Annotated in this window: 18 protein-coding genes; 5 read left to right on the top strand and 13 right to left on the bottom strand. The window is 72.9% G+C overall.

All coding sequences use genetic code 11. The features are described 5' to 3' along the window. Positions 1-91 precede the first annotated feature (91 nt). Entirely contained in the window at positions 92-721 is a 630-nt protein-coding gene (locus SOM11_RS04870; RefSeq protein ID WP_320477370.1) for a hypothetical protein, read from the top strand. A 114-nt stretch (positions 722-835) separates the two neighbouring features. Here SOM11_RS04870 and SOM11_RS04865 read toward each other — a convergent pair whose 3' ends face one another. The 5 genes from SOM11_RS04865 to hxlB all read right to left on the bottom strand — a co-directional run bounded on the left by SOM11_RS04865 (position 836) and on the right by hxlB (position 4,966). Continuing rightward, positions 836-1,633, bottom strand: coding sequence for a transglutaminase-like domain-containing protein (locus SOM11_RS04865; protein ID WP_192060939.1), 798 nt, complete (start codon positions 1,631-1,633; stop codon positions 836-838). A gap of 245 nt (positions 1,634-1,878) precedes the next feature. After that, complete coding sequence (locus SOM11_RS04860; protein ID WP_320477369.1) at positions 1,879-2,817, bottom strand: phospholipase; 939 nt, start codon at positions 2,815-2,817, stop codon at positions 1,879-1,881. A 347-nt stretch (positions 2,818-3,164) separates the two neighbouring features. After that, positions 3,165-3,458, bottom strand: coding sequence for a DUF1653 domain-containing protein (locus tag SOM11_RS04855; RefSeq protein ID WP_320477368.1), 294 nt, complete (start codon positions 3,456-3,458; stop codon positions 3,165-3,167). A gap of 235 nt (positions 3,459-3,693) precedes the next feature. Then, positions 3,694-4,314 (bottom strand): 3-hexulose-6-phosphate synthase, encoded by a 621-nt coding sequence (gene hxlA, locus SOM11_RS04850; protein ID WP_192060937.1) that lies wholly within the window; start codon positions 4,312-4,314, stop codon positions 3,694-3,696. 55 nt (positions 4,315-4,369) lie between these two features. Further along, positions 4,370-4,966 carry a 6-phospho-3-hexuloisomerase gene (gene hxlB, locus SOM11_RS04845; RefSeq protein ID WP_320477367.1) on the bottom strand — a complete coding sequence of 199 codons (597 nt, stop codon included), beginning with the start codon at positions 4,964-4,966 and terminating at the stop codon, positions 4,370-4,372. 101 nt (positions 4,967-5,067) lie between these two features. On the opposite strand from hxlB, the gene SOM11_RS04840 reads away from it, so the two are divergent. Next, positions 5,068-5,943, top strand: a complete 876-nt coding sequence (locus SOM11_RS04840) for a LuxR C-terminal-related transcriptional regulator (RefSeq protein ID WP_192060935.1) — start codon at positions 5,068-5,070, stop codon at positions 5,941-5,943. Between the two features lie 216 nt (positions 5,944-6,159). Here the strand turns inward: SOM11_RS04840 and SOM11_RS04835 are convergent, their stop codons facing one another. Further along, on the bottom strand, positions 6,160-7,920 hold the full coding sequence (locus SOM11_RS04835; protein ID WP_320477366.1) for a glycosyltransferase family 39 protein: 1,761 nt from the start codon (positions 7,918-7,920) through the stop codon (positions 6,160-6,162). Positions 7,921-8,286: 366 nt separating this feature from the next. Here SOM11_RS04835 and SOM11_RS04830 point away from each other — a divergent pair, with 366 nt between their 5' ends. Beyond that, positions 8,287-8,940: a galactosyltransferase-related protein gene (locus SOM11_RS04830; protein WP_243216606.1), complete on the top strand. Its 654-nt coding sequence runs from the start codon at positions 8,287-8,289 to the stop codon at positions 8,938-8,940. A gap of 237 nt (positions 8,941-9,177) precedes the next feature. On the opposite strand, the gene SOM11_RS04825 is transcribed toward SOM11_RS04830, so the two are convergent. Continuing rightward, positions 9,178-10,692, bottom strand: coding sequence for a glycosyltransferase (locus SOM11_RS04825; protein WP_320477365.1), 1,515 nt, complete (start codon positions 10,690-10,692; stop codon positions 9,178-9,180). Then, positions 10,689-13,049: a glycosyltransferase gene (locus SOM11_RS04820; protein ID WP_320477364.1), complete on the bottom strand. Its 2,361-nt coding sequence runs from the start codon at positions 13,047-13,049 to the stop codon at positions 10,689-10,691. The genes SOM11_RS04825 and SOM11_RS04820 overlap by 4 nt, the downstream gene beginning before the upstream one ends. Before the next feature lie 285 nt (positions 13,050-13,334). Between SOM11_RS04820 and SOM11_RS04815 the strand changes: the two genes are divergently transcribed. Continuing rightward, positions 13,335-14,564, top strand: coding sequence for a polysaccharide pyruvyl transferase family protein (locus SOM11_RS04815; protein WP_320477363.1), 1,230 nt, complete (start codon positions 13,335-13,337; stop codon positions 14,562-14,564). A 176-nt stretch (positions 14,565-14,740) separates the two neighbouring features. On the opposite strand, the gene SOM11_RS04810 is transcribed toward SOM11_RS04815, so the two are convergent. The 5 genes from SOM11_RS04810 to SOM11_RS04790 form a co-directional block, all read right to left on the bottom strand. After that, on the bottom strand, positions 14,741-16,120 hold the full coding sequence (locus SOM11_RS04810; RefSeq protein WP_320477362.1) for a carboxylesterase family protein: 1,380 nt from the start codon (positions 16,118-16,120) through the stop codon (positions 14,741-14,743). Positions 16,121-16,207: 87 nt separating this feature from the next. Then, positions 16,208-17,155, bottom strand: coding sequence for a ThiF family adenylyltransferase (locus SOM11_RS04805; protein ID WP_320477361.1), 948 nt, complete (start codon positions 17,153-17,155; stop codon positions 16,208-16,210). Next, positions 17,152-19,602, bottom strand: coding sequence for an FtsX-like permease family protein (locus SOM11_RS04800; protein ID WP_320477360.1), 2,451 nt, complete (start codon positions 19,600-19,602; stop codon positions 17,152-17,154). The genes SOM11_RS04805 and SOM11_RS04800 overlap by 4 nt, the downstream gene beginning before the upstream one ends. After that, a complete protein-coding gene (locus tag SOM11_RS04795) occupies positions 19,562-20,326 on the bottom strand; it encodes an ABC transporter ATP-binding protein (RefSeq protein WP_320477359.1) in 765 nt (254 codons plus the stop codon). The genes SOM11_RS04800 and SOM11_RS04795 overlap by 41 nt, the downstream gene beginning before the upstream one ends. After that, entirely contained in the window at positions 20,323-21,249 is a 927-nt protein-coding gene (locus tag SOM11_RS04790; protein WP_320477358.1) for a hypothetical protein, read from the bottom strand. Before SOM11_RS04790 ends, SOM11_RS04795 begins: the two co-directional genes overlap by 4 nt. Positions 21,250-21,548: 299 nt before the next feature. Between SOM11_RS04790 and SOM11_RS04785 the strand changes: the two genes are divergently transcribed. Then, entirely contained in the window at positions 21,549-22,184 is a 636-nt protein-coding gene (locus SOM11_RS04785; RefSeq protein ID WP_320477357.1) for a response regulator transcription factor, read from the top strand. Positions 22,185-22,240 lie beyond the last annotated feature (56 nt).

Genomic DNA, 22,240 nt, shown 5'->3' with positions numbered 1-22,240 from the left:
CGGCGAATTGCTGGGGTCTCGGCGGCTGGTCGGCGGCTGGTCGGCGGCTGGTCGGCGGTTCGCGCGGACACCTGCGTGACTACGGTGAGGCATGACGTTCTTTCCCGCGGTCGTGCCGTCCGACGACGACGAGGTCCCGTCGGAGTCGTACCGGGCTCCCGAGTGGGCCGCGCCTCCTACCGGCTGGCTTCCTTCGCGCATCGGGGCGTCGGCGCTGCTCGCCTCGACCGACGATGTCGCCATCACTATCAGAGGCCTCGCCGTGTACCCGACGGGCGTGGCGCTGGACGTCGACTGGTCGCTCCGCAGCCGGGGCCAGACACCTCGCGAGTGGGCTGACCTGTCCGACCGCTTCGAAGGCGGACGCTGGCGGCCGGGCAGAGCCGACCCGGCTCGAGGCATCCGGTTCGGCGTCGCTCTCGCCGACGGGACGAAGGCCCTGACCGAGGTCGGTCACGGCCACCATCACTTCGGTGACGATGCCGTGGTTCCCGACCCGCCCCTCCTGACCCTGAACGAACACGGCGGCACGGGCGACGACGAGCTCTTCACCACGTCGGCCTCGCTGTGGCTCTGGCCGCTGCCGTCCGCCGGCTCGCTCGATCTCGTCGTGAGCTGGCCCGAGTTCGACGTCGCCGAAGCGCGGCACACCCTCGACGCCGTCGACTTCGCGATCGAGGCGGCGAGAGCCCGTCCGCTCTGGCCGACTCTCACCGACTGAGGGCAGCCACGCGAGACCCCAGCGAGTCGCCGAGACCCCAGTGCGCGCAGAGGGGTCTCGGCGAACCGCTGGGGTCTCGGCGAAGAGCTGGGGTCTCGCGGCAGGGGCGGCGGCTCAGCCGAGGCTGACGAACTGCGCGACGTCGTCGGTCGGGAGCTCGTCGACGACGGCGGTGACGCGCATGCTCGCGACCGTCACCGCGCCTCCTCGGCTCGACAGGAACGCCGTGTCGGACGCGTCGCGCCCGGTCGCGATCCGCACCAGCGACTGCCGCGGGGCCAGCGCCGTCGCGTCGACCACGTGCCACCGCCCGTCGACCCACGCCTCGGCGACGGCGTGGAAGTCCATCGGCGACAGCCCCGGCGCGTAGACCGACACGAGCCGCGCCGGCACATCGAGCGCCCGCAGCAGTGCGACGACGAGGTGCGCGTAGTCGCGGCAGACCCCGCGACGGTCGAGCAGCGTCTGCACGGCGCCGTCGGTCGGCGCGCTGGCCCCGGGCACGTACGCCAGGTGCGAGCCCACCCACGAGCTGACCGCCGCGAGCAGATCGCGACCGTCCAGCCCGGCGAACTCGGCCCGCGCCGTCGGGAACAGCGTGTCCGACTCGCAGTACCGGCTCGGCCGGCGGTATCGCACGAGATCGATCTCGTCGAGTTCAGGAGGCGCGAGACGGCCCTCGACGACGGCCCGGTAGTCGACGGTCACCCGCCCGGCCTCGACCTCGCACAGGTGCAGTCGCGTGCCGTGCCGGTCGTCGATCTCGCGCACCTCGATCGGCTCGCCGTTCTGCGTCACCGCCAGCGACTCGTCGACCACCCCGTCGTACAGGCGCGACACGGCGACCGACAGCACGAACTCGGCGGGCGCCGCGACGTCGAACTCGAGCAGGGCGGAGGCGTGGCGTCTCATGCCTCGATCCTGGCAGCCGCTGGCCCCTGCCGCGTGTCGCGCGTGTTACCACTCGGCGCACCGCCCGCAGGGCGCCGCCCCGCCCCGCCGCGCACCGCCCCGCCGTCGAGGAGTCACGACACGCCGCGGGCCCCCGAGGAGGCGCGGCGTGTCTTGACCCATCGAGCGCGGAACCGAGGGGGGCAGGCGACGAGAGACGCCCTCCCCCGCACGGGGAAGGGCGTCTCGCGAGCGCGCAGCGCGGCTCAGTACCAGTTGACCGCCTGGCTGTGCGACCACGCGGCGCACGGGCTGCCGTACGCGCGGTCGATGTAGTCGAGCCCCCACACGACCTGGGTGGTCGCGTTCGTGGCCCAGTCCGAGCCGGCCGACGCCATCTTGCTGCCGGGCAGCGCCTGCGGGATGCCCGTCGCACCGCCGTTGGCGTTGTAGGCCTTGTAGTTCCAGCCGGACTCCTTCGTCCAGAGCGAGACGAGGCACGAGTTCTGGTCGGCGCCCCAGCCGTAGTCGGACGCGGCGAGTCGCTGCGCGGTGGCCTTGGCCCCGGCGACGGAGTTGCCCTCGGCCAGCGACGCGGCGGCGGCAGCGGCGGCAGCGGCCTCGGCGGCCGCCTTCGCGTCCGCAGCGGCCTTGGCGTCCGCTGCGGCCTTCGCCTCGGCGGCGGCCTTCTCCTCGGCGGCCTTCTTCTCGGCGGCGGCCTTGGCCTGCTTGTCGACCTCGGCGGCGGCGGCCTGCACGGTCTGCGCCGTGCTCGCGGCCTCCGCGACCCGGTCGTCGACCGCGTCGGCGTCGAGCGACCGGTAGTCGTCGAGTGCGGCCAGCGACGTCTCGAGCGCGCTCGTGTCGACCTTGCCGGCGGACGCGGCGACGACCTGGTTCGCGATCGAGATCGTCGACTTCGCCTTCGCGTGGCTGAGCGACTCCGCGATCGCGGCCTCCTGCTCCTCGACGTCGGCCGCGTGGGAGGCGGCGGTCACGCCGGTCGCGGGCCCGGACGTCGTGTACACGGCGAAGCCGGTGCCGCCGACGAGGGCGACGGCGGCGATCGAGCCGATGGCGACCAGCTTGCGGCGGGCGGCCCGGCGACGCGCGGTGGCCAGGGCCCGGCGGGTGGGGGGCACGGCGGTGGCGGGGGTCTCAGGGGTGGGCGGGGCGGGGGTGGTGCCGGGTGTCTCGAGGGGCATGAGGTCCTAGTGCTCGGCCGACCCGCGCCTCCTCGGTGCTCGTGAGAAGTGCGCACCCCGGTTCTGACGACGGACTGGACACGTCGTCGACACCGGGGATCGGCGGTGGATTCCGTCGAGGCGGCTGAGCCTCGAGTCGTCCGCCCACGCTCCCGTGCGGACGGGCGTGCGCTCGGGCGAAGCGGCAAGTATGCAGAAGGTTCCTGATCATCCGCACAGAATCATCCTGCAGAGGGATGCGGGAGGCGCGGTGGAAGAATGCAGGAGGCGCGGTGAGGCACGACGGGGCACCACCGAGCAGGTCAGTGCCGACCGGGTCCGTGCCGCTCAGGGCAGCGCCGACCGGGTCAGTGCTCGCGCACGAACCGCGGCCCGTCGTACCCGTCGCGCTGGACGTCCGCGACGAAGTCGTCGAGCGGGCGCACCCAGAACGAGTAGTCGTCGTAGAGCTTCCGGTAGAAGACGAGCTGCTCTTCGGTCTCGCTGTGCCGCCCGGTGCCGACGACCTCGTAGAGCGCGCCTTTGAAGTGCCGGTAGATGCCGGGCGAAGGGGCGGCACCGGGCGAGGGGGCGGCGCCGGGCGAGGGGGCGGCGCCGGGCGCGGGCGCGGAGGTGGGCTCGGGGGTGATCGACTCGCTCATCACGATCACACTACGACCACCCCGCACGGACTCGACTACGGCTCAGGTCCGCGCTAGTTTCGACCCCGGCGAGCCGAGAGGTGCGGCCGCCGGCAGCAATGGCGCTGACGACGGCCGTGCCTCTCGGCGAGCCCTGCGCACGCTCGTCGCCTCGACGCGGAACCCCCGCATGAGCATCCAACCCCGACGTGACAGGGTGCGATGCTCACGCGGGGGTTCGACGTGGTGCGGTGGATCAGATGGCGGCGCGGATCTCCGCAGCGGCCGCGGCGACGTCGTCCGCACCGTAGATCGCGGCACCGGCGACGGCGACCTGCGCACCGGCGTCGCGGACCGAGCCGACCGACGACGCCTTGACGCCGCCGGCGACGGAGAACGGCACACCCGAGGCCTTGCCGGCCTCGAGCAGCTTCTCGAATGTGAAGCCCTCTTCGGCCTGCTCGTCGAGACCGGCGTGCATCTCGACGAACTCGGCGCCGAGCTCGACGACCTCCTTCGCGCGGGCGGCCTTGTCGCTGACGCCGATCAGGTCGACGACGATGCCCTTGCCGTGGGCCTTGGCGGCCTTGACGGCACCGGCGATGGTGCTGTCGCCGGCCACGCCGAGCACGGTCACCAGGTCGGCGCCGGCCTTGAAGGCCTCGCCCGCCTCGAGCTCGCCGGCGTCCATCGTCTTGAGGTCGGCGAACACGATCTTGTCGGGGTGCGCCTCTTTGATGGCGGTGATGGCGCGGAAGCCCTCGGCCTTGATCAGCGGCGTGCCCAGCTCGATGATGTCGACGCTCGGAGCGGCGGCGGCGGCGAGCTCGAGAGCGGCCTCGGTGGTCAGGGTGTCCATGGCGAACTGCAGCTTCATGTGGTGCTCCTTCTATGAGGTGGGGTGGAACGGGATCCGAGGAGGCGCGGTGCGACTACTCGAGGTTGGCGTGCCGGGGCCAGAGGTCGTCGGCGTCGATGCCCGAGCGCTTCCACAGCGAGTGGAAGATCGCGTCGCCGACCAGCACGACGACCTGCTCGAACAGGCCGCCCGCGTACTGCGCCGACGCGTCGCCCGAGCGGTCGAGCTTCTCGGCCGCGGGGACGATGACGACGGCGGTCGCCAGCTCGGCCAGGGGCGACGAGGAGGCGGTGGTCACCGCGGCGACGCGGGCGCCGGCCTCGGTCGCCGCCTCCGCCGCACGGACGATGCCGCCCGTCGTACCCGAGCCGCTCGCCGTCAGCAGCACGTCGCCCTCGCGGATGGCGGGGGTGGTGACGTCGCCGACGACGTGCACGGTCAGCCCGAAGTGCATGAGGCGCATGGCCGTCATGCGGAGGGCCAGACCCGATCGACCGGCGCCGTGCACGAAGACGCGGTCGGCGTCGGCGAGCAGCCCCGCGACGGCTTCGAGACCGTCGGGGCTCGTCTCGACCACGGCGCGGAGGGCCTGGTCGACCTCGGCGCGCACGAGGTCGAGCGCGTCGGCGGGTGCTGGGGCGGCGGTGTCGCTGGTGTCTGCGGGAGGCATGGGTACCACCCTCCTCGCCCGCACCTCCTGATGCGCCGTGCGTCCGACGGGGTGTGACTATCCGTTCGGGTAGGTCGGGTTGTGGAGGATAGGTTGAGGCCATGCCCGACACAGCCGCCGCAGCAGCCGACACAGCCGCAGCCGACACCGCCCAGCCCCTCGTCGATCTGCCGTCGCCCGCGAGCCGGTCGCTCGTCGTCGAGCACGCCCGGTCGGTCGCCGAGCTGGTCGACCGGCAGGCCCTCACCCTCGAGTCGCTGCTCGCGACGCTCCGGTCGTCGCGCCTCGACGACCGCGCCGCCCGCACCATGGCCATCGACATCGCCGCCTCGGCCATGGTCGAGATCCGCACCGAGACCGATCACCAGCGGTCCCTGCTGCTCGAGCCGGTCGTCGGGGCCTTCGCGCGCCTCCGGAGCGATCTGCGACCGCTCGTCCGCTTCGGCGACCTCGACGTGCAGTTCGTCGAGCCTCCGGCGACGGGGCGCGCGCTGCCCGGCGAGGTCGCCCACGCCGCCCGCGCCATCGTGCGGAGCGCCGTGCTCGCCCTCGTCGACACCGGCGACGCGCGGCGCGTGCGGATCCAGTGGGACTGCGACGGGCTCAACCTGCTGATGAGCATCCGCGACGACGGGGCCGGCGCCCTCACCGTGCGCGACGACTCGCTGCGGCCCATCGCCGAGCGGGTCACGGCGCTCGACGGCTCGCTCTCGGTCGCCTCGACGCCGGGGTGGGGGTCGGACGTCGCCGTCTCGCTGCCCCTCGACCCGCCGGCCGAGAGCGGGACGCTCGACGAGACCGTGGCGCTGAGCGGGCGCGAACGCGAGGTGCTGCGGCTCGTGGCGTCGGGCGCGCGCAACCGGGCGATCGCCGACTCGCTCGGGATCAGCGAGAACACGGTGAAGTTCCACGTCTCGAACCTGCTGCGGAAGGCCGGCGCCCGCACCCGGGCCGAGCTGACCGCGCTGACGCGGTAGCGCGGGCCGCACCGGACTGCAGGAGGCGCGGTGCCGGCAGGAGGCGCGGCGCAGGCTGTCCGCGCCGGCCAGCCGGCTCATCGCTACACCCGGTTTTCGGCGATACACCCCGATGAATGCGGGTGTCACGCCGAGAACGGGGTGTCGCGCGCGGGACCGGGTGTCGCGCCGGCGCGCGGGACGTGCGGGACGTGCGGCCGGCAGCGGCGCGCGGCGCTAGCGCTCGAGCTCGACGAGGCGGGCGCGGTGCGTGCTCCAGCTGCCGACCTCGGCGTAGCCGTCGCCCAGCAGCTCGCGCAGTCCCGACTTCGGCGACGTGCTGCCGTCGGCCGCGACGTACTCGACGAACCAGACCCGCGGAGCGTCGTCGAACCGACCGGCCGCGGCCGCCTCGGGCACCGTCAGCACGTCGTCGCGCCAGCCGTCTGCGTCGACGAACGGCGTCTTCAGCGTCACGTCGCGCAGCCCCTCGAACCCGTCGGGGTAGGTGTGCAGCGCGAGACGCGGCTCGATCGACGGCTTGGGCGACTCGTCGAAGACGAGGGCGTCTCCGGCGACGGCGTGCTCGCCGACCAGGGCGCTGAGGTCCTGCCAGCCGGTCGCGTTCTTCGCGTACGGTCCGCGCTGGTCGAGCCACACGGGTGCGGCCAGCCCGACGACCACGGCGACGCCGAGGGCCGCGACGGCAGCCCGCCGCGAGGCGAGCACGTCGATGCCGATCGCGACGAGGATCGCCACGGCCGGAGCGCTGAACGACAGGTACCGACCCGAGAACGCGGGCACGGCGAGGTTCAGCGCGAGCAGTGCCACCGCCGGCACGAACGCCAGGAGGAGCGCCGTCACCGTGAGGACGCCGCGCGGTGTCACGGAGAGGGCCGCCGACCAGCCGTCGCGGGCGCGGTGCAGCAGACCGGCGGCGAGCGCCACGACGGCGACTGCGACGAGCGCCCAGGCGACGACGGCGAAGCGGGTGTCGCCGAACCACAGCTCGACGAGCAGGGCGCGCGGGCTGGTCGTGTCGCGCCGCGCGAGGAACGACACCTGCCCCCGCTGGGCCACCGAGAACACGACGATGGGCGATACCGCGAGCAGCGCGACCCCGACCGTCGCGACCCAGGCCCGCACGACGTCGCCGCCCTCGCGCAGGCGCGCCGCGCCTCCCTCGGGGTGCTGCGCCGCGCCTCCTTCGGGGATGCTCGCCGCGCCTCCTTCGGGGTGCTGCGCCGCGCCTCCTGCTGCAGCGGCCGGACGGGCGTCGCGGGCCAGCGCGAGCAGCAGCAGCGCGTGCACCCCGACGATCAGACCGAAGTAGACGAACACGCCCACCCCCGCGCCGGCGAGCACGCCGTAGACGACCCAGTCGGCCCGGGAGGCGCGGTGCCGGGAGGTCACGATCCGCACGAGGGCCCAGGTGCTCCAGACCGCGAGGGCGGCCCCGATCGCGTACGACCGGGACTCGGTGCCCATCGAGGTGACACGGGGCAGCACGGCCGCGACGATGCCGGCGATCACGGCGAGGCGACGGGTGCCGAGGCGGTCGACGAGGAGCACGACTCCGGCGACCATCGCCCCGACGGCGAGCGCCGAGGGCAGGCGGGTCGAGAAGGGGGAGGCGCCGAACAGGTCGATCCAGAAGTGCAGCCCCAGGTAGTAGAGACCGTGCACGGCGTCGATGTGCCCGACCATGTGGAACAGGCTCGGCAGGGGGCGCTGGGCCGACATGACGCTCGCGGCCTCGTCGCCCCAGAACGACGGGATCCACGAGCCGGCCGCGGAGATCGCGGCGGCCAGCAGGCCGAGCAGGACCGCGACGCGGACCGGCGGGCGGGCGGTTGCGGCGCTGGCGCTTGTGCTGCGGGCGCTGGTGCCGGTGCTGGCGCCCCGATCAGCGGCGTCGGAGTGAGCCGAGGCGGCGGGGTCGGCGGCGCGGTGAGCCGATGCGGCGGCGCCCGGGGACGGGGTCGATGCGGGGGTCACGGGTGCCTCTCCGACCCGGGGTCGGTCCGCGAGTCGCGGCCGAGGCGGCCGACGGGCACCCGCAGGCCGAGGGGCGGACCGCGGAGGCGGCGCCCGGCTCGTTCCGGACGGTCGACCGCACGAGACGGCCGCCGCCAGGGTATCCACGCCGGCTGCGGGGCTCCTGCGGAGCGCGCCTCCTCTGCGCTTCGCGGCCAGCGCCTCCTGCCGCGGTGCTCGCGCCGTGCGGCGACTCCCGCCCATGAACCGCGTTCGCGAAGATGAACCGCGCTGTATCGCGGTTCATCTTCGCGAACGCGGTTCTTCGAGGGGCAGGGCCAGCACCGGCGGCGTCGCCGCGCGCACCCGCGCCGCTAGGCTCGGCGGATGGTCACCGTCGTGCTCCCCTGGCGTCCGCAGCCCAGCCGCATCGCGGCCTTCGAGGTCGTCCGCGACTGGTACGCCGAGGCCCTGCCCGACGCCGAGATCCGCACCGTCGACTCCCCCGACCCCGTCTTCAACCTGGCCCAGTGCCGCAACCTCGGCGTCGCGGTCCTCGACGACGACGAGATCGCCGTCATCGGCGACGCCGACACCCTGCCCCAGCGCGAGCCCCTCCTCGCCGCGATCGACGCGGCCCGCGACAGCGGCCGCGTGCACCTGCCCTACACGGAGTATCACTGGCTCGGTCGGGAGGGGACCACGCAGGCGGCCGCCGGGACGCCCCTCGAGCAGTGCGACTTCGAGCTCGTGCGGGGGGCGTGCTCGGGGGTGTACGTGACCCGCGCCTCCTCGTGGCGGAGTCATGGCGGGCAGGACGAACGTTTCAGAGGCTGGGGCTTCGAGGACGCCGCGTGGTATCTCGCGCACAGCACGCTGCTGGGTGAGGCTCCGCGGCGGCACGAGGGCATGGTCTTCGCGCTGCATCACCAGGCGGAGGTGCGCGAGGGCCCGCAGTACGACGCGAACGCCGCCCTCATGGAGCGCTATCGCGAGGCCGCCGTCAGCCCCGAGGCGATGCGCGCGGTCGTCTTCGGCTGACACCGCGCGCCCCGCCCCGCGCCGCGCCCCGCCTAGCGCCCGCCCCGCGCACCCTGGTCAGAAGACGCCCCTCCGCACCCCCAGAAGGGCCACTTCCGACCAAGGTGCGCCCAGCGCACCGCCCGCGCAGCGCACCCTGGTCAGAACACGCCCCTCCGCGCCCGCTGACGGGCCGCTTCCGACCACCGTGGGCAGCGCACCGAGCGCACCGAGCCGAGGAGGCGCGGGTCGCCCAGGTCAGCGCCCCGCGGTCAGCGCCGTCGCGGCTCGCACCCTCCCCGGCACCTCGTTCAGCGACGAAGCGAGCGCGGCCAGGCCCGCCGCGGCGTCGGGCGCGCTCTCGTGGAGGGCGAGCACATGCCGCAGCGCCTCGACCAGTTCGCTCTCGGTGGCCGTGTTGGGCGGCAGCGCGACGCCGAAGCCGGTCCGCTCGAGCGCGGCGGCCCCCGCGAACTGGTCGGTCGAGAACGGCAGCACGACGAGCGGCACACCGGCGGTCATCGCCTCGGTCACGCTGTTGTTCCCCCCGTGCGTCACGGCCGCGGACGCCGCCCCGAGCAATCTGACCTGCGGTAGGAACTCCCGCACGAGCCAGTCGGACGGGATCTCGCCGAGGTCCTCCCGGGCGCCCGACCCCAGTGCGATCGCCGCTCGGACGCCGAGCGTGCGGAGCGCACAGGCCACGCGCCCGAGCACGTCCGAGCGCACCGAGAGGAAGCTCCCGAAGCTCACGTACACGAAGGGCTCGGCGGGTGCGGCGGGTTCCTGTCGGCGGGGGCGGGTCAGCGCTGACCCGCCGCCGATGACGGGAACCCGCCGAACCGTCGCGCCCTGGGCCAGCCAGGCCTCGACCTCGGGGTCGGCGGGCTCGGTGCGCACCGCCGAGCCGAGCCAGACGTGCGGCGGCAGGAGCTCCTCGCGCGCGGGGTCGGCCAGCTCGCCCGGGTAGTTGTAGAGCAGCAGCTCGCCGTGCTCGCCGAACGCGCTCGTCGACGGCGGCAGGTGCGGGGCCAGCTCGGCGAGCGCGGTGTTCCACTCGGCGGTGAACGACGCGTCGACCCGTTCGCAGAGCTCGCGCAGCCCCGCGATGCCGGCCGTTCCGTCGTCGCCCCGACCCGCGCCTCCTGCACCACCCGCGCCTCCCGCAGCACCGGCGCCGACACCCGCACCCGCGGCTCCCGCGGCACCCGCAGCGCCGGCACCGCCGGCCGCACCGCCGGCCTCCGCCGCGAACGCCGCAGGCCACTCCGGCGGGCAGCCGTAGACCTCGTCGCCGACGGGCAGCGCCGTCGGGTGCCCGAGCACGACGTCGGCGTAAGGCACTCCCCCGGCGACGAGTGCGAGGCGGGCGCTGAAGGCGAGGTGGTCGACGATGATGCGGTCGGGCGCGACCGACTCGACGACCGCGAGCACGGCGCGGGCGGTCTCGACGGGCTGCCACATGAGGTCGGTGAGCCGCTCGCGAGCCTGGTACGAGAGGGTCTCGATCATGCCGACGCGGGTCGCGTCGAAGAAGCCGCGCAGCGAGGCGTCCTCGTCGGCGACCTGCTCCTCCGCGCGGATGACGCCCGGGTTCGAGCCGCGACCGAGCTGCAGGTGCGCTCGTTCGAAGCCGAACGACTCGACGATGGAGGCGGTGGCCGGCCCGGTCGCCACGACCACCCGTTCGCCGCGCTCGCGCCATTCGGTGGCCAGGGTCGCCAGCGGCAGCAGGTGCGAGGCGTAGTCGGGGCTGATGACGAGCAGGGTCATCGGCTGCTCACGCTCCATTCGCGTTGTTCGAGTTCGTCGTGGTGCACGGTCTCGTACACGCCGGTCAGTGCTCGGGCCATGGCCTGGATGGTGAACGACCGCTCGACGGTGTCGCGCGACCGGCCGGCCCGCGCCTCCGTCGTCTCGTCGCCCGCGGCCTCGAGCGCCTGGCCCATCGCGCTGCGGAGGGCGTCGACGTCCCAGGTGCGGGTGAGGTAGCCGGTGTCGCCCTGGCGCACGTAGGTCGACGGCCCGCCGCCCTCGGGCGCGACGACGAGCAGACCGGAGCCCATCGCCTCGAGCAGCGCGATGCCGAACTCCTCTTTGAGGCTGCCGCAGACGTAGACGCCGCGGGGGGCCGCGAGCCCGGGCACCCCGAAGCGCGCCGCGGCGACCCAGCGGGCGACGGTGTCGTTCGGGCGATGCCCGGGCAGCAGCAGGCCGGAGGCGCGGTGCCGGTCGGCGGGGATGATCCCGTCGATGAGGTCGAGCTGCTCGCGCTCGTCGGCGCTCGGGTGCCGCAGATCGCCGCCGATCAGCAGCAGATTCGCCCGGTCGCGCAGCGGCCCGGCAGCGCCGGCGCCCGCAGCGCCGCCGTCGGCCGCGCCCGCACCACCGCCGCGCGCACCTCCGCCGGCCCACGCCTCGACGATCGTCGCCATGCCCTTCACGCGGTGCAGCCGCCCGACGCTGACCAGCAGCGGCAGATCGCGCCGCTCGGGCGGCAGGGTCTCGAGCAGCTCGCGCAGCTCGGCGAGCGGCGGGGTCGGCGGCAGCCCCGCGGCGTGCTCGGCAGCCTCGGACACCGCGCGGTCGACCACGTCGAGATCGATGCCCTCGGGCACGACCGTGTGGCGTTCGGGGTGCGCCGTGATGTCGATGCCGACCAGTTCGCGCATGTCGCGCTGCAGCTCGGGTCGGGGGAACAGCACCGTGTGCGACGCGTTGGCCGCGAGCTGCTGCACCAGTCGGGTGCGGAACCAGAAGTGCTCGCGCTCGTCGACGTCGCCGAAGGTCTCGCGGGTCAGACCGCCGGCGAGGTCGAGCGACTGGATGACGGCGTGCGGATCGGGCGCCACCGTGAACACCACGGGGATGTCCAGCTCGCGCGCAACGTCGGACGCCGCGAGGCTGCCGACGTCGGCCATGCGCAGGTGCAGCAGGTCGACCCCGCCGCTCGCGCGCAGGATGCGCCGGATGCCGCGTCGGGCCGCGACCCGCAGCGGCCAGGCCGCGGCCGACGAGACCGGCTCGCTGAGCAGGGGCACCCGTCCGTAGGTGTGACCGGTCGTGGTGGCGGCGATCCGTTCGACACTGTCGAGCGCCCCGGCGGCCGAACCGCGCGAGAGGGTGACCACGCGGCCGACGTGACGGGTGTCGGGCTCGCGACCCGCGCCTCCTCGGCTGCCGGGCTCGGTCTGAGCACCGAAGCCCGCGCCGAAGCCGCCGCCCGCATCGGAGCCGCCGCCCGCGCCGAAGCCGCTGCCCGCATCGAGACCGGCCGACGCCCCGGCGGCGGAGCGCCCCGCCAGCGCGTCGCCGAGCCGCACGAGCAGCGTCGCGATACCGCCGTTGTCGCCGCTGCCCGCCTGCGTCAGGTCGGCGTCGATGTCGGCGTGCAAAAACAGCTGGGCGACGGTCAGGTCGCCGGTCGGTGCGCGGAGCTCGTCAGGTCGTGCCGAGAGATCGACGACGGCCAGCCGTGCGACGTCGCCGAGGAACCCCTCGTGCCGCGCGAGCCCGTCGACCGCCGCGGCGACCGCGGAGTCGCCCTGCCGCTGCCCCAGCGCGGAGACCGCGGCGACCCGGACGCGCTCGTGCTCGCCGGGGTCGAGGGCGATGGTCAGCAGCGGCCGGGTGGCGATGGCGGCGCGCACCAGCCCGAGCGTCTCGACCAGCCGGTAGCGCGCATCGGGCTCGTGCACGCCGAGCAGCGCGCCCTCGAGCCCGACGGCGACGAGGGCGGGCGACGACGACGTCCATTGCTCGAGCGTGCGCTGCGCGACCATGCCCGTAAAGCCGCCGGTCGCGACGAGGCCGATCAGCCGCCCGATCGTGTCGTAGCGAGGGAGGCGCTGGCTGAGCGCCGAGGCGGCGTGCTCTCTCAAGAAGGTGCGGTCGCTCGACAGCAGCCCCGAGAGCACGACGTCGGCCGCGTCGTCGAAGACCTGCGCGAGGGCGTTCGTGGCGGCGATGGCGACGAGTTGGTCGTCGCTCGAGAGGGCCGTGCGCAGCACGCGGATGGTGCGGGGCCCGCCGGTGCGGGCGGCGTCGAGAGCCAGCTCGTCGGCGAGGCGCATGGAGTCGACGAGACGCTCGGCCTCGTGGATCGCGTCGAGCGAGGTCTGGATCCCCATGTGGTGCCTCTCGAGGTCGTGTGCCGTGCCGCCGGTGCGTCGCGCCCGGACTCCCCGGGCAGAGGGGAGCCTATCGCCGCACGGTGACACTCTCGCGCGGGCCCGATCCGCGCGGGCGGGGCCCCTGGCGGTGGGGCGGGTCCGTGTCATCGGCGGCGGGTCAGCGCTGACCCGCCCCGGATGACACGAACCCGCCGCAGCCCGTGCCCGAACCCCCGCTCCGCCGTCCGGTACCGTCGTCTCGGCGCGGAACCGCGACCCCCCATCACCACCCCCGGAGGCCCCGTGCGCATCGTCACCATCGGAGACGTCGGCGTCGTCGACGACATGATCCACATCGGCGACGAGGCCATGTTCGACGAGTTCGCCGCGCAGCTGCGGGCCCGCGGCGCCTCGATCACCGGGGTCTCGTCCACCCCCGCCGAGACCGCCTCCCGCTACGGCATCGAGGCCGTGCCCGCGCTCGACTTCTCGCCGGCCACGACCGGCGGCCGTGAGGGTCAGCTGGAGCGCAGGAGGCGCGTGCTGGCCGCCGCCGACGGCGACCGTTCCGCACTCCCCGCCTCCGACACCGCGTGGCAGGCGATCGAGGCGATCCGCGCCTCCGACGCCTTCGCCGTCGCCGGGGGCGGCAACATGGCGTCGCTCTGGCCGATGCACGTGTTCGAGCGGTCGACGCTCGCCGAGCTCGCGCGCCGCGCGGGCAAGCCGTACGTCGTGACCGGGCAGACGATCGGGCCCGTGCTCGACGGCGACGACCGCGCGCTCGTCGCCGAGCTGCTGTCGGGCGCCGAGCTGGTCGGATTGCGCGAGCGCGCCTCGTTCGAGCTGGTCCGCACGCTCGGCGTGCCCGAGTCGCGGCTGACGGCGACGATCGACGATGCGAGCTTCGTCGGGGTCGCGACCGACGCCGCGGCGCCCGCAGCCGGCACCGCGGCCGCCGCGCCCGCGGCCCCGTACTGCGCGGTCAGCCTCTCCGCCCACGTGGGAGCCGCCGACCGCACCCTGTTCGCGGAGGCCGTGGCGCGCCTCCTCGATCGGGTCGTCGACGAGACGGGGCTCGAGGTCGTGTTCCTCGCGCACTGGGCGTCGTTGCGGGCCGACGAGCGCGGCGACTCCCTGCTGCACCGCGCCGTGATCGACCGGATGATGCGGCCCGCCCGCGTCGAGCCGACCACCGACACCCCCGCCGCCGCGCGCTTCGCCCGGGAGGCGGCCCTGCACCTCACGAGCCGGTACCACCCCGCGGTCTTCGCCGTCGCGGCGGGCGTCCCCACCGTCGGCATCGCGGTCGACGACTACACGACGGTCAAGCTGACCGGGGCGCTGGCGAACTTCGGTCAGTCGAGCGTCGTCTCGGCCGAGCAGGTGCTGGCCGGCTCGGCGGACCGGATCGTGCTCGACGCCTGGGGCGCGCGCGACGCGGTGCGCACCGCCTGGGAGGCGCGGGTCGACTCCGCCCGGACCGCCTCCGCAGCGTGGTGGGACCGCGTCGCCGCCGCCCTCCGCGCGTAGCCCGCGCCGCGCCGCCCCGAGCCCGCGCCGCGCCGCGCCCGTGCCGCGCGTAGCCCGCGCCGCGCCGCTACATCCGCTTTTCGGCGCTACACCCCGGTAAATGCGGGTGTAGCGCCGAAAACGGGGTGTCACGCGAGCGAGCCGGCGGCGCGCCGGCTCGCGAGCGAGGCCACGCCTCAGCCCCGGTCGAGCGTGATCGTGTCGCGCGCCCCCGCCGCGGCGTCCGCCGCCAGGGTGCCGGTGCGGGCGAAGTCGGCCCAGATCTGCCGCACCCGGCGCCCGCGGCGGTCGACGTCCTCCCACGAGCTCGAGCCGACCAGCCGGGTGTGCCCCCACGACTCGCGGCCGCCGAGCAGCAGCGGCACGTCGGTCACGTGGGCCGCGCCGAACTCGGCGCCCTCGGGGGCCCAGGTCATCCGGTACCGGACGGCCCTCCCGCCGGAGGCGCGGTGCCGGTCCGCGAACGCCCGAGCGTCTCGGCCGTAGATCACGTGGGTCGTCCCGCCGACCAGCACCCTGCGGACCAGCCCGCCCACCACCGGCAGCGCGGCCAGGCGACGGAGCGCGGGGATGAACGCCAGGAACAGCCCGGTCTCCTCGCTCGTGGTGCCGATCAGCAGGTCGATCTGCGGGGCGACCCGGCGCCAGGCGGCATCGCGGTCGGCTTCGGCGGGCAGGGGCGTCTCGTCGTACTGGAGTCCGAACGCCATGCCGCCGCGCAACCCGAACCGTCGGGCGGCCTTCTCGGCGACGGCCTGCCGGGCGAGCACCTCGTCGACGGGGGCGTCGCGCGACGGGGTGCCGACGGCGGCCGCCATCGCGGCGGACATCTTCGAGCGCCCGGAGGTGATGCCGAGCGGGGCGCTCTGCACGATGGCCCGCTGGAAGAGCCCGGCAGCGCCGTCGCTGATCATCAGGTGGGCGATGGCGTCGCCGCCCGCGGACTGCCCGAAGAGGGTGACGCGGTCGGCCGCGCCGCCGAACCCCTCGATGTTCGCGTGCACCCAGCGGAGCGCCTCGAGCTGGTCGAGGAGCCCGAGGTTGGCGGGGATCCGGTCGCCGTCGCCGAAGAAGCCGAACAGGCCGAGGCGGTAGGTGACGGTGACGACGACGACGCGCTGCTCGGCGACGAGCGCGCGGGGGTCGTAGACGGAGAGGTCGCCGGCGCCGGTGACGTACGAGCCGCCGTGGATCCACACCATGACGGGCAGGCGCTCGCCCGGGCGGAGGTCGGCGGGGAGGGTGACGGAGAGGAACTGGCAGCTCTCGTCGGCGACCATGCCGTCGGCGGCGCCTTCGATGAGGGCGCTCAGCGCCTCGGAGGGCAGCTGCGGAGACCCGGGCGAGCGGTCGAAGGCGAGCACGGGCTCGGTCGAGGGCGGCACCGGGCGTGGTGCGGTGAATCGGTCGGACTCGGCGTAGCGGATGCCCGTCGCCCGCACGACGTCGCCGTCGACCCGGCCGACGATCGGGCCGGCCGGTGTCTCGAACCGTCGCCGCGCCTCCTCGGGGATCGATGCTGCAGGAGGCGCGGTGCGAGAGCTCTGTTCGGTCACCCCGCCACGCTAGGCCAGCCCCCTGCGCCCGGCCCGCGAGCCGCCGCCCCGGCCCGTCACAGAACCGCCTGGACACAGCGGCAGGACTCACGGGCTTGAACAGCATGCACATGCCACTCCAGGGTCGAGAGATCCAGCTCCCTGATGGAACCCGAGAGAGTCGGCGATACACCGAGAAGCAGTCGCACGGACGCAGAACCAGCACACCGTCTCACCGGGAATCACCGAGACGCCCGGCGCCCCGAGGACGGCCCCATAGGCCCCTCCGACGATGTGCGGGATGCCCATCGCCATGCAGGCCTCGGCCACGATGTCGGAGGCCAGTGTCACCGTGGGGTGATCGGCGCAATTGATGACGAGATCACAGCCCGCGATGATCTCGCGCAGAGCGGCCACCGTTCGGATGGTCCGGTTCCGGGACGTGACCCGGATGGATGGGTCGATCTGCTCTACGCGGCGTCGCGCCGCCTCGACCTTGATCGAACCGACGTCTTCCAGTCGGAACAGGACCTGCCTGTTGAGGTTGCTGACTTCGACCACGTCTGCGTCGATGACATCGAGGTTGCCCACTCCCGCCGAAGCGAGCGCCTGGACGACCCACGAGCCTGCACCGCCGACCCCGACGACTGCTACTCGAGAATTCCGGAGGATCGACTGAGCCCCGTCCGACGTGGAGGCGTCGATGAGATCCCCCGACGCGAGCATGTCGTCGAAGAGGCGCAGCTGCCGGCTGTGTCGTCCCGAGACGTCCCGACTCGGGGCCGAGACCGCGAGGAGACGTTCTTCGGCGAGCGCATCGATGATGGCTTCGACGTCGCCGCGTGGAACAGCCGGCGCCACGGCCCATCCGAGCTCCTCCGCCGTCTTGGAGCCGTCCATCTTCGAGACGACTTGCGGCACCCACGCCTCGACGTCGAATGTGGAGACCGTCCTCTCGTAGGGGTTTCTCACCTGCATGCGCCCGTCCTCTCCGATCGCGACGACGATGCTGTCGCGAAGCCGTGGTCGGGTGCCGGGTTCGTATCGCTCGGTCATGTCGCCTCAGCTCTCATGACGATCAGCGGGTCGGTCGTCAGCGCGGACCGCAACGGCGCGACGGCGGCGAGAGTGAGCGCGACCACGGTCACGCCGACGACACCCCCGGCGAGACTCCAGGGGATCGGCTGGGGGAGGGCGACTCCGAGCAGACCCGAGACGAGGCCCGTGCCGAGGAATCCGCCGACGAGCCCACCTGCGACCCCGCCGAGGATCCCGACGACGGCCACCACTGTGACGTCTGTCGCGATGACGCGGGCCACGAAGCGACGATCGGCGCCTATGGCGCGCAAGATGGCGAGGTCCCCTCGACGCCTCTCGACGTTCGAGTTGAGGGCGCTGCTCGCACCCAGGGCACCGAGTCCGATGGTCAGAGCGACGACTGCGAAGAGTCCGGCGGTGAGTCCGACGATCTCAGTCGTAGCGCGTGTCCTGGTCTCGTGTCCTGTGATGACCTGGACTCCAGGTTGCTGTCCGACGAGATCATCCACGCGTTCCGCGAGCATCTCGGGTTCGACACCCGGAGCTGCGGAGATGTCCCACCTGCTCACATCGACGAATCCCAGAGCACGGCCGAGCGACCGGTCGACGACTATCGTCTGACCAGTCGCCAGCGAGGTGAAGGTCCCTGCGATGGTCACCTCGCGGTCGACTCCGCCTCTCGTCAGGACGACGTCGTCGCCCGCCTCGACACCGAGCATCTCCGCCACCCCCCGAGGCACGGCGATGCCCGAGGCGGCGCGCACGCTGGCCGCCCCTTCCGTGTCGCCCACATCGAGCCACGGCAGTTGGGCGACGTCGAACCACGCGTCGCTGTCGACCGCCTGGACAGGCACATCGATGACGGACGTTCCACTGCTGAGGCTGGCCGTCCCCGTCGAGGCGGAGGCTATGAGTCCGACGCCGTCGACGCTGCCGAAATCGGGGACCTCCCTGAGCGGGACCATCGACGTCACCTGCACGTCCGCCCCGAACTGCCGCTCGATCTGCGTGACCGTCGCGTCGGACACCGCGCCCACAGTCGATGACAAGAGCACCCCGCCGAACACGACCATCGCAACCGGCGCGGCCACCTGCCGCCGCACGGAGCGCTCGTCTCGCGAAGCCAGCTCTCCGCTTCGGAGACAGCGAGCCGTGATGACGGACGCCGGCCGAACGAGAGCCCGCGCGGCGATCATCGAGAGCAAGGCGCACCCGACGACACCGAGCATGGCGAGGTTCGTCCCCCCTGAGGCCGCTGCGATGCACACGCCCGTGACGGCCGCCGAGCCGATGATGAGGGTGACTGGACGAGCACGGCCAGCGGATCGAACATCGCGGTCTGCCAGCCCCCGAAGCTGCAGGGCGGGCGAGATGCCCATCACCTCGCGGACGGCTCGGAGGGCGCCGGCACCACCCGCGACGATCCCACCCGTGACCCCGATTCCGATGGCGAGCGCGATCGACACCGGCCCCGGGATGTCCTGTCCTGGCACGATTCCGGTCAGCACCCCCACGACGGCGCCGACGACGGTTCCCGCCCCGCAGACGATCGCCGTCTCCGCGAGGACGGAGGCGCCGATCCAGCGCCTGTCGGCACCGATGGCCCGGAGTGCGGCGTAGGTGGTGCGGCGCGATCGGACCGCGCCGAGACTCGCCGAGGCGACGAGCATCGTCGAGAGCGAGAGCGCGAGGACACCGAGCAGCCCCGTGACCACGGAGACCGCCGTCGCGACCGGTTCTATACCGCGAGCGATCGCGGCAGTGTCTTGAAACGCCGCGCCCTCGGGTAGATCGCGCTGGTGCAGGGTCGTCCATCCATCCCCGTCGGCCGCGTCCAGTGTCAGATCGATGCGGGTCAAGGCCCCGTCCAGGCCGTACGTCGTCTGGGCGTTGCCGAGGCTCGTGAACACATGTCCGTCGGCGAATACGCCGAGGGACTGCTGATCGACGACTCCGACGACGGTGAAGCGAACGGGGCCGTTCGGGGTAGCGACACTCACTGGTGTGCCGACGCTCACGTCGGCGTCAGTCGTGAGCCTCGACGGAACGAGCATCTCCGTCGCGTCGGCCGACGGAAGCCGACCCTCGGTCACGACCAGGGCAGCGAGCGAGTCCGGTCCGACGGGTACGCCGGTCAGGAGGGCGGGTTCGTCTGACAGACCGCCTCCCGTGACTACCGTCTCACGGCTCAAGGTGGGCAGGACGCTGTCCACCCCAGGTAACGCGGCGAGATCCGGCACGGCGTCCTGCTGCAGCAGCTCTCGTCCCGGTCCGGGGACGACGCCGACATCTCCCAAGGACACGAGCGACTCGATGCCCCCGACGACTGTCTGGCGTGATGTCAGGCCTCCGAGCACGGCGGTCGTCAAGAGCGCGACCCCCAGTGCCGTGCTCAGCCCCGTGAGGATCGACCGCCGGCGCCCGTCAGCGATGTTCCGCCAGCCAACGACGAACGCGTTCTTCATGAGCCCTCACCTCCTCGTCGCCTATGCCGGGTGGGGTGAACGATCGATCCGCGGTGACGCGGCCGTCTCGCAGGACGATGAGACGGTCGGCGATGCAGGCCGTCTCCAGGTCGTGCGTGACGATGACGACGCTGGAGGTCCCGGCCCCGACGGCCGAACGCAGCAGAGTGTGGACTCGTGATGCCGTCGCCGTATCGAGCGCGCCGGTCGGTTCGTCCGCCAGCAGCACCTCCGGTCGCGCGAAGAGGGCTCGCGCGAGAGCGACGCGCTGCCGTTCGCCTCCGGACAGCTCGACTGGTCGGTCACGACCCCGCGTGCCGAGCTCGAGATGTCTCAGCAGTTCGTCCGCACGCGGGCCCCAGGATCGCCGCCGCTCCCCCGCGACGATGGCGGTCAGCGCCACGTTCTCGGCGATGCTGAGCGTCGGCACCAGGTGACTGGACTGGAAGACGAACCCCAGACGTTCTCGGCGGAGGGCCGTCCGTTCTCGTTCCGAGAGACCTGCGAGCGGAACGCCACCGATGCTTATCTCCCCGGCGTCAGGTTCGTCCAGCGCTCCGATGAGTTGGAGGAGAGTCGATTTGCCGGATCCCGAGCGCCCGACGATCGCGACCATCTCCCCTCTCCTGATCTCGAGGGAGACGTCATCGACGGCGGCGGGGGCCGGCGGCGAGTCGAATCGGCGGGTGACTCTTTCCACACTCACCAGAGGCGCCTCGGTCATGTGCCGCCACCCGGTTGCATGCGATCGAAGTCCGTCCACATCTCCCAGTCGCCGAGTCGGCCGTCCAGCAGCAGTGCTGCGATGAGGTTCCAGAGGCATGACACGGCGGTCGCGATGTCGTTCTCCGTCACGGGCGCAGGAATGGGCTCGTGGACGCGCAGGACGAAGCGACTGTCACCATCGGCGTCCAGTTGCATCGGAATCATCGGAGACCCTGCCGCGGCGCTGAGCAGCGCCGGACCCTGAGGGGCCTTGATGCGCGACCCCAGGAAATCGACCTCCTGATGGCGATGGTCTTGCCCGCGAGGGTCGTATTCGGGGAACATCGCGAAGATCTGACCCGCTTTCAGCGCCCGCAGACCACGCCGGAACGTCGTCGTGTCGTCGAGGGGGAAGCCCGCGACGTCCAGGTCCGGGAAAGCGAACCGTTTGAGGGTCTCCACGTCCATCCGGTTGACCACGAAGCGGGTCGGATGGACGTGCCCCAGGAGAGGAGGGATGACGTAAGACGCTCCGAGATGAAGCGGCAGCGCCAGGACTCCACGGTCTGCTGCCAGTGCGTCGTCCAGATGCTTTCGTCCCTCGACCGTCACGACCTCGGACAGCCTGTCCCGATCCGACAACCACAGCATGATGTAACTCGCGTCGCGCTGCATTCGAGGCCCGTAGGTGCCGTACCGGTTCGCAGCCTCGTCGATCAGGTGGCGAGGCACGGCAGGCAGGGACTGCATGGCCGTTCGGGCACGCGCTGCGCTCGCGACTCGACCGTCGCGCCGTTCAGTTGCGCTCTCGTAGCGCTCGGAGTCGAGGGCGGCCAGCTCTGTCATCAGCCGATGTGCACGCCTCGGGCCTGCGGCTCGGAGAGCCAGCCACAAGTTCTCGTACCGCTCGATCTCGAACAAGGTCAGGAGGGGGAGATTCATGATCACTCGCAAGAAGAGGAAGAGCGGGCCGCCGCGTCGGTGACCCGCCCTCGATGGTCAGGTGCACAGGCAGGCGCCGTCGCAGCGTGCTGCACTACCGGGCTTGATCGTCGTGGTCTCGATCTTCTTCATCTTCGTCACCCCCTCACGTCGTCCTCTGGTCGATGGATCAAGCCTCTACAGAGGCATGGGGACGCATCAGTGCCCCGCATCATCGACCGCCCGTGAGTGACTCATGCATCTAACATGATGGGCGTCATGTGATCGACCAGACGAGTCAGCGGAGCGGAGACCGATCGATGAACGACGACGAGATCGCAGTGACGGTCATCGCTGCCGACACCCTCACCGTGTCGGCACTCGAGAGGTGCATACGCTCGACGCCCGGCATGTTCGTCGCCCGATCCGGCCGCACGACCCCCGGGTCGACCGCCGATCCTCCTCAGGGTCCGGAGGCCGGTGGATCGACACGACGTCGGTCAGCTGTCGTCATCGACCTCGACCACTGGGAAGCAGTCGCCGTCGACGAGGCGCGACGCTCCGTCGACTCCGGCGAGACGGTCATCGTGCTAGCTCACAAGCTGCCTCCGGCACTCGTGCGACGGTGCGTCCGCGCTGGAGCGCACGCCGTCTTGACGAAGAACCTCTCGATGCGACAGCTGCTGGCCCTCGTCGCCCGGGCGGTCGACGGCGAGAAGTACGTCGACCCCGGGGCCGCCGCCGAGGCCCTGGCCCACGCCGAGTGCCCTCTCACCCCTCGGGAGCGCGACGTCATGCGCCTCGTCGCGCACGCGAGCGGGTCGGCCGACGTGGCCGCGCAGCTGCATCTCGCGGTCGGCACGGTGCGCAACCTCGTCGCCTCGGCCTGTCGCAAGATCGGCGAGCCGGATCGGACACGGGCGGCGGCCGAGGCCCTCGACCGCGGGTGGCTCTGAGGGCGTCGGGCACCCCGGGTCGGCGCATGGCGAAAGGACGACGCCCTCCCCCCCCC

The organism is Frigoribacterium sp. CFBP9029 (genome assembly GCF_034045305.1).
Classification (GTDB): Bacteria; Actinomycetota; Actinomycetes; order Actinomycetales; family Microbacteriaceae; genus Frigoribacterium.
The sequence above is the reverse complement of the archived record's forward strand: the minus strand, read 5'-3'. Positions and strand labels throughout refer to the sequence as shown.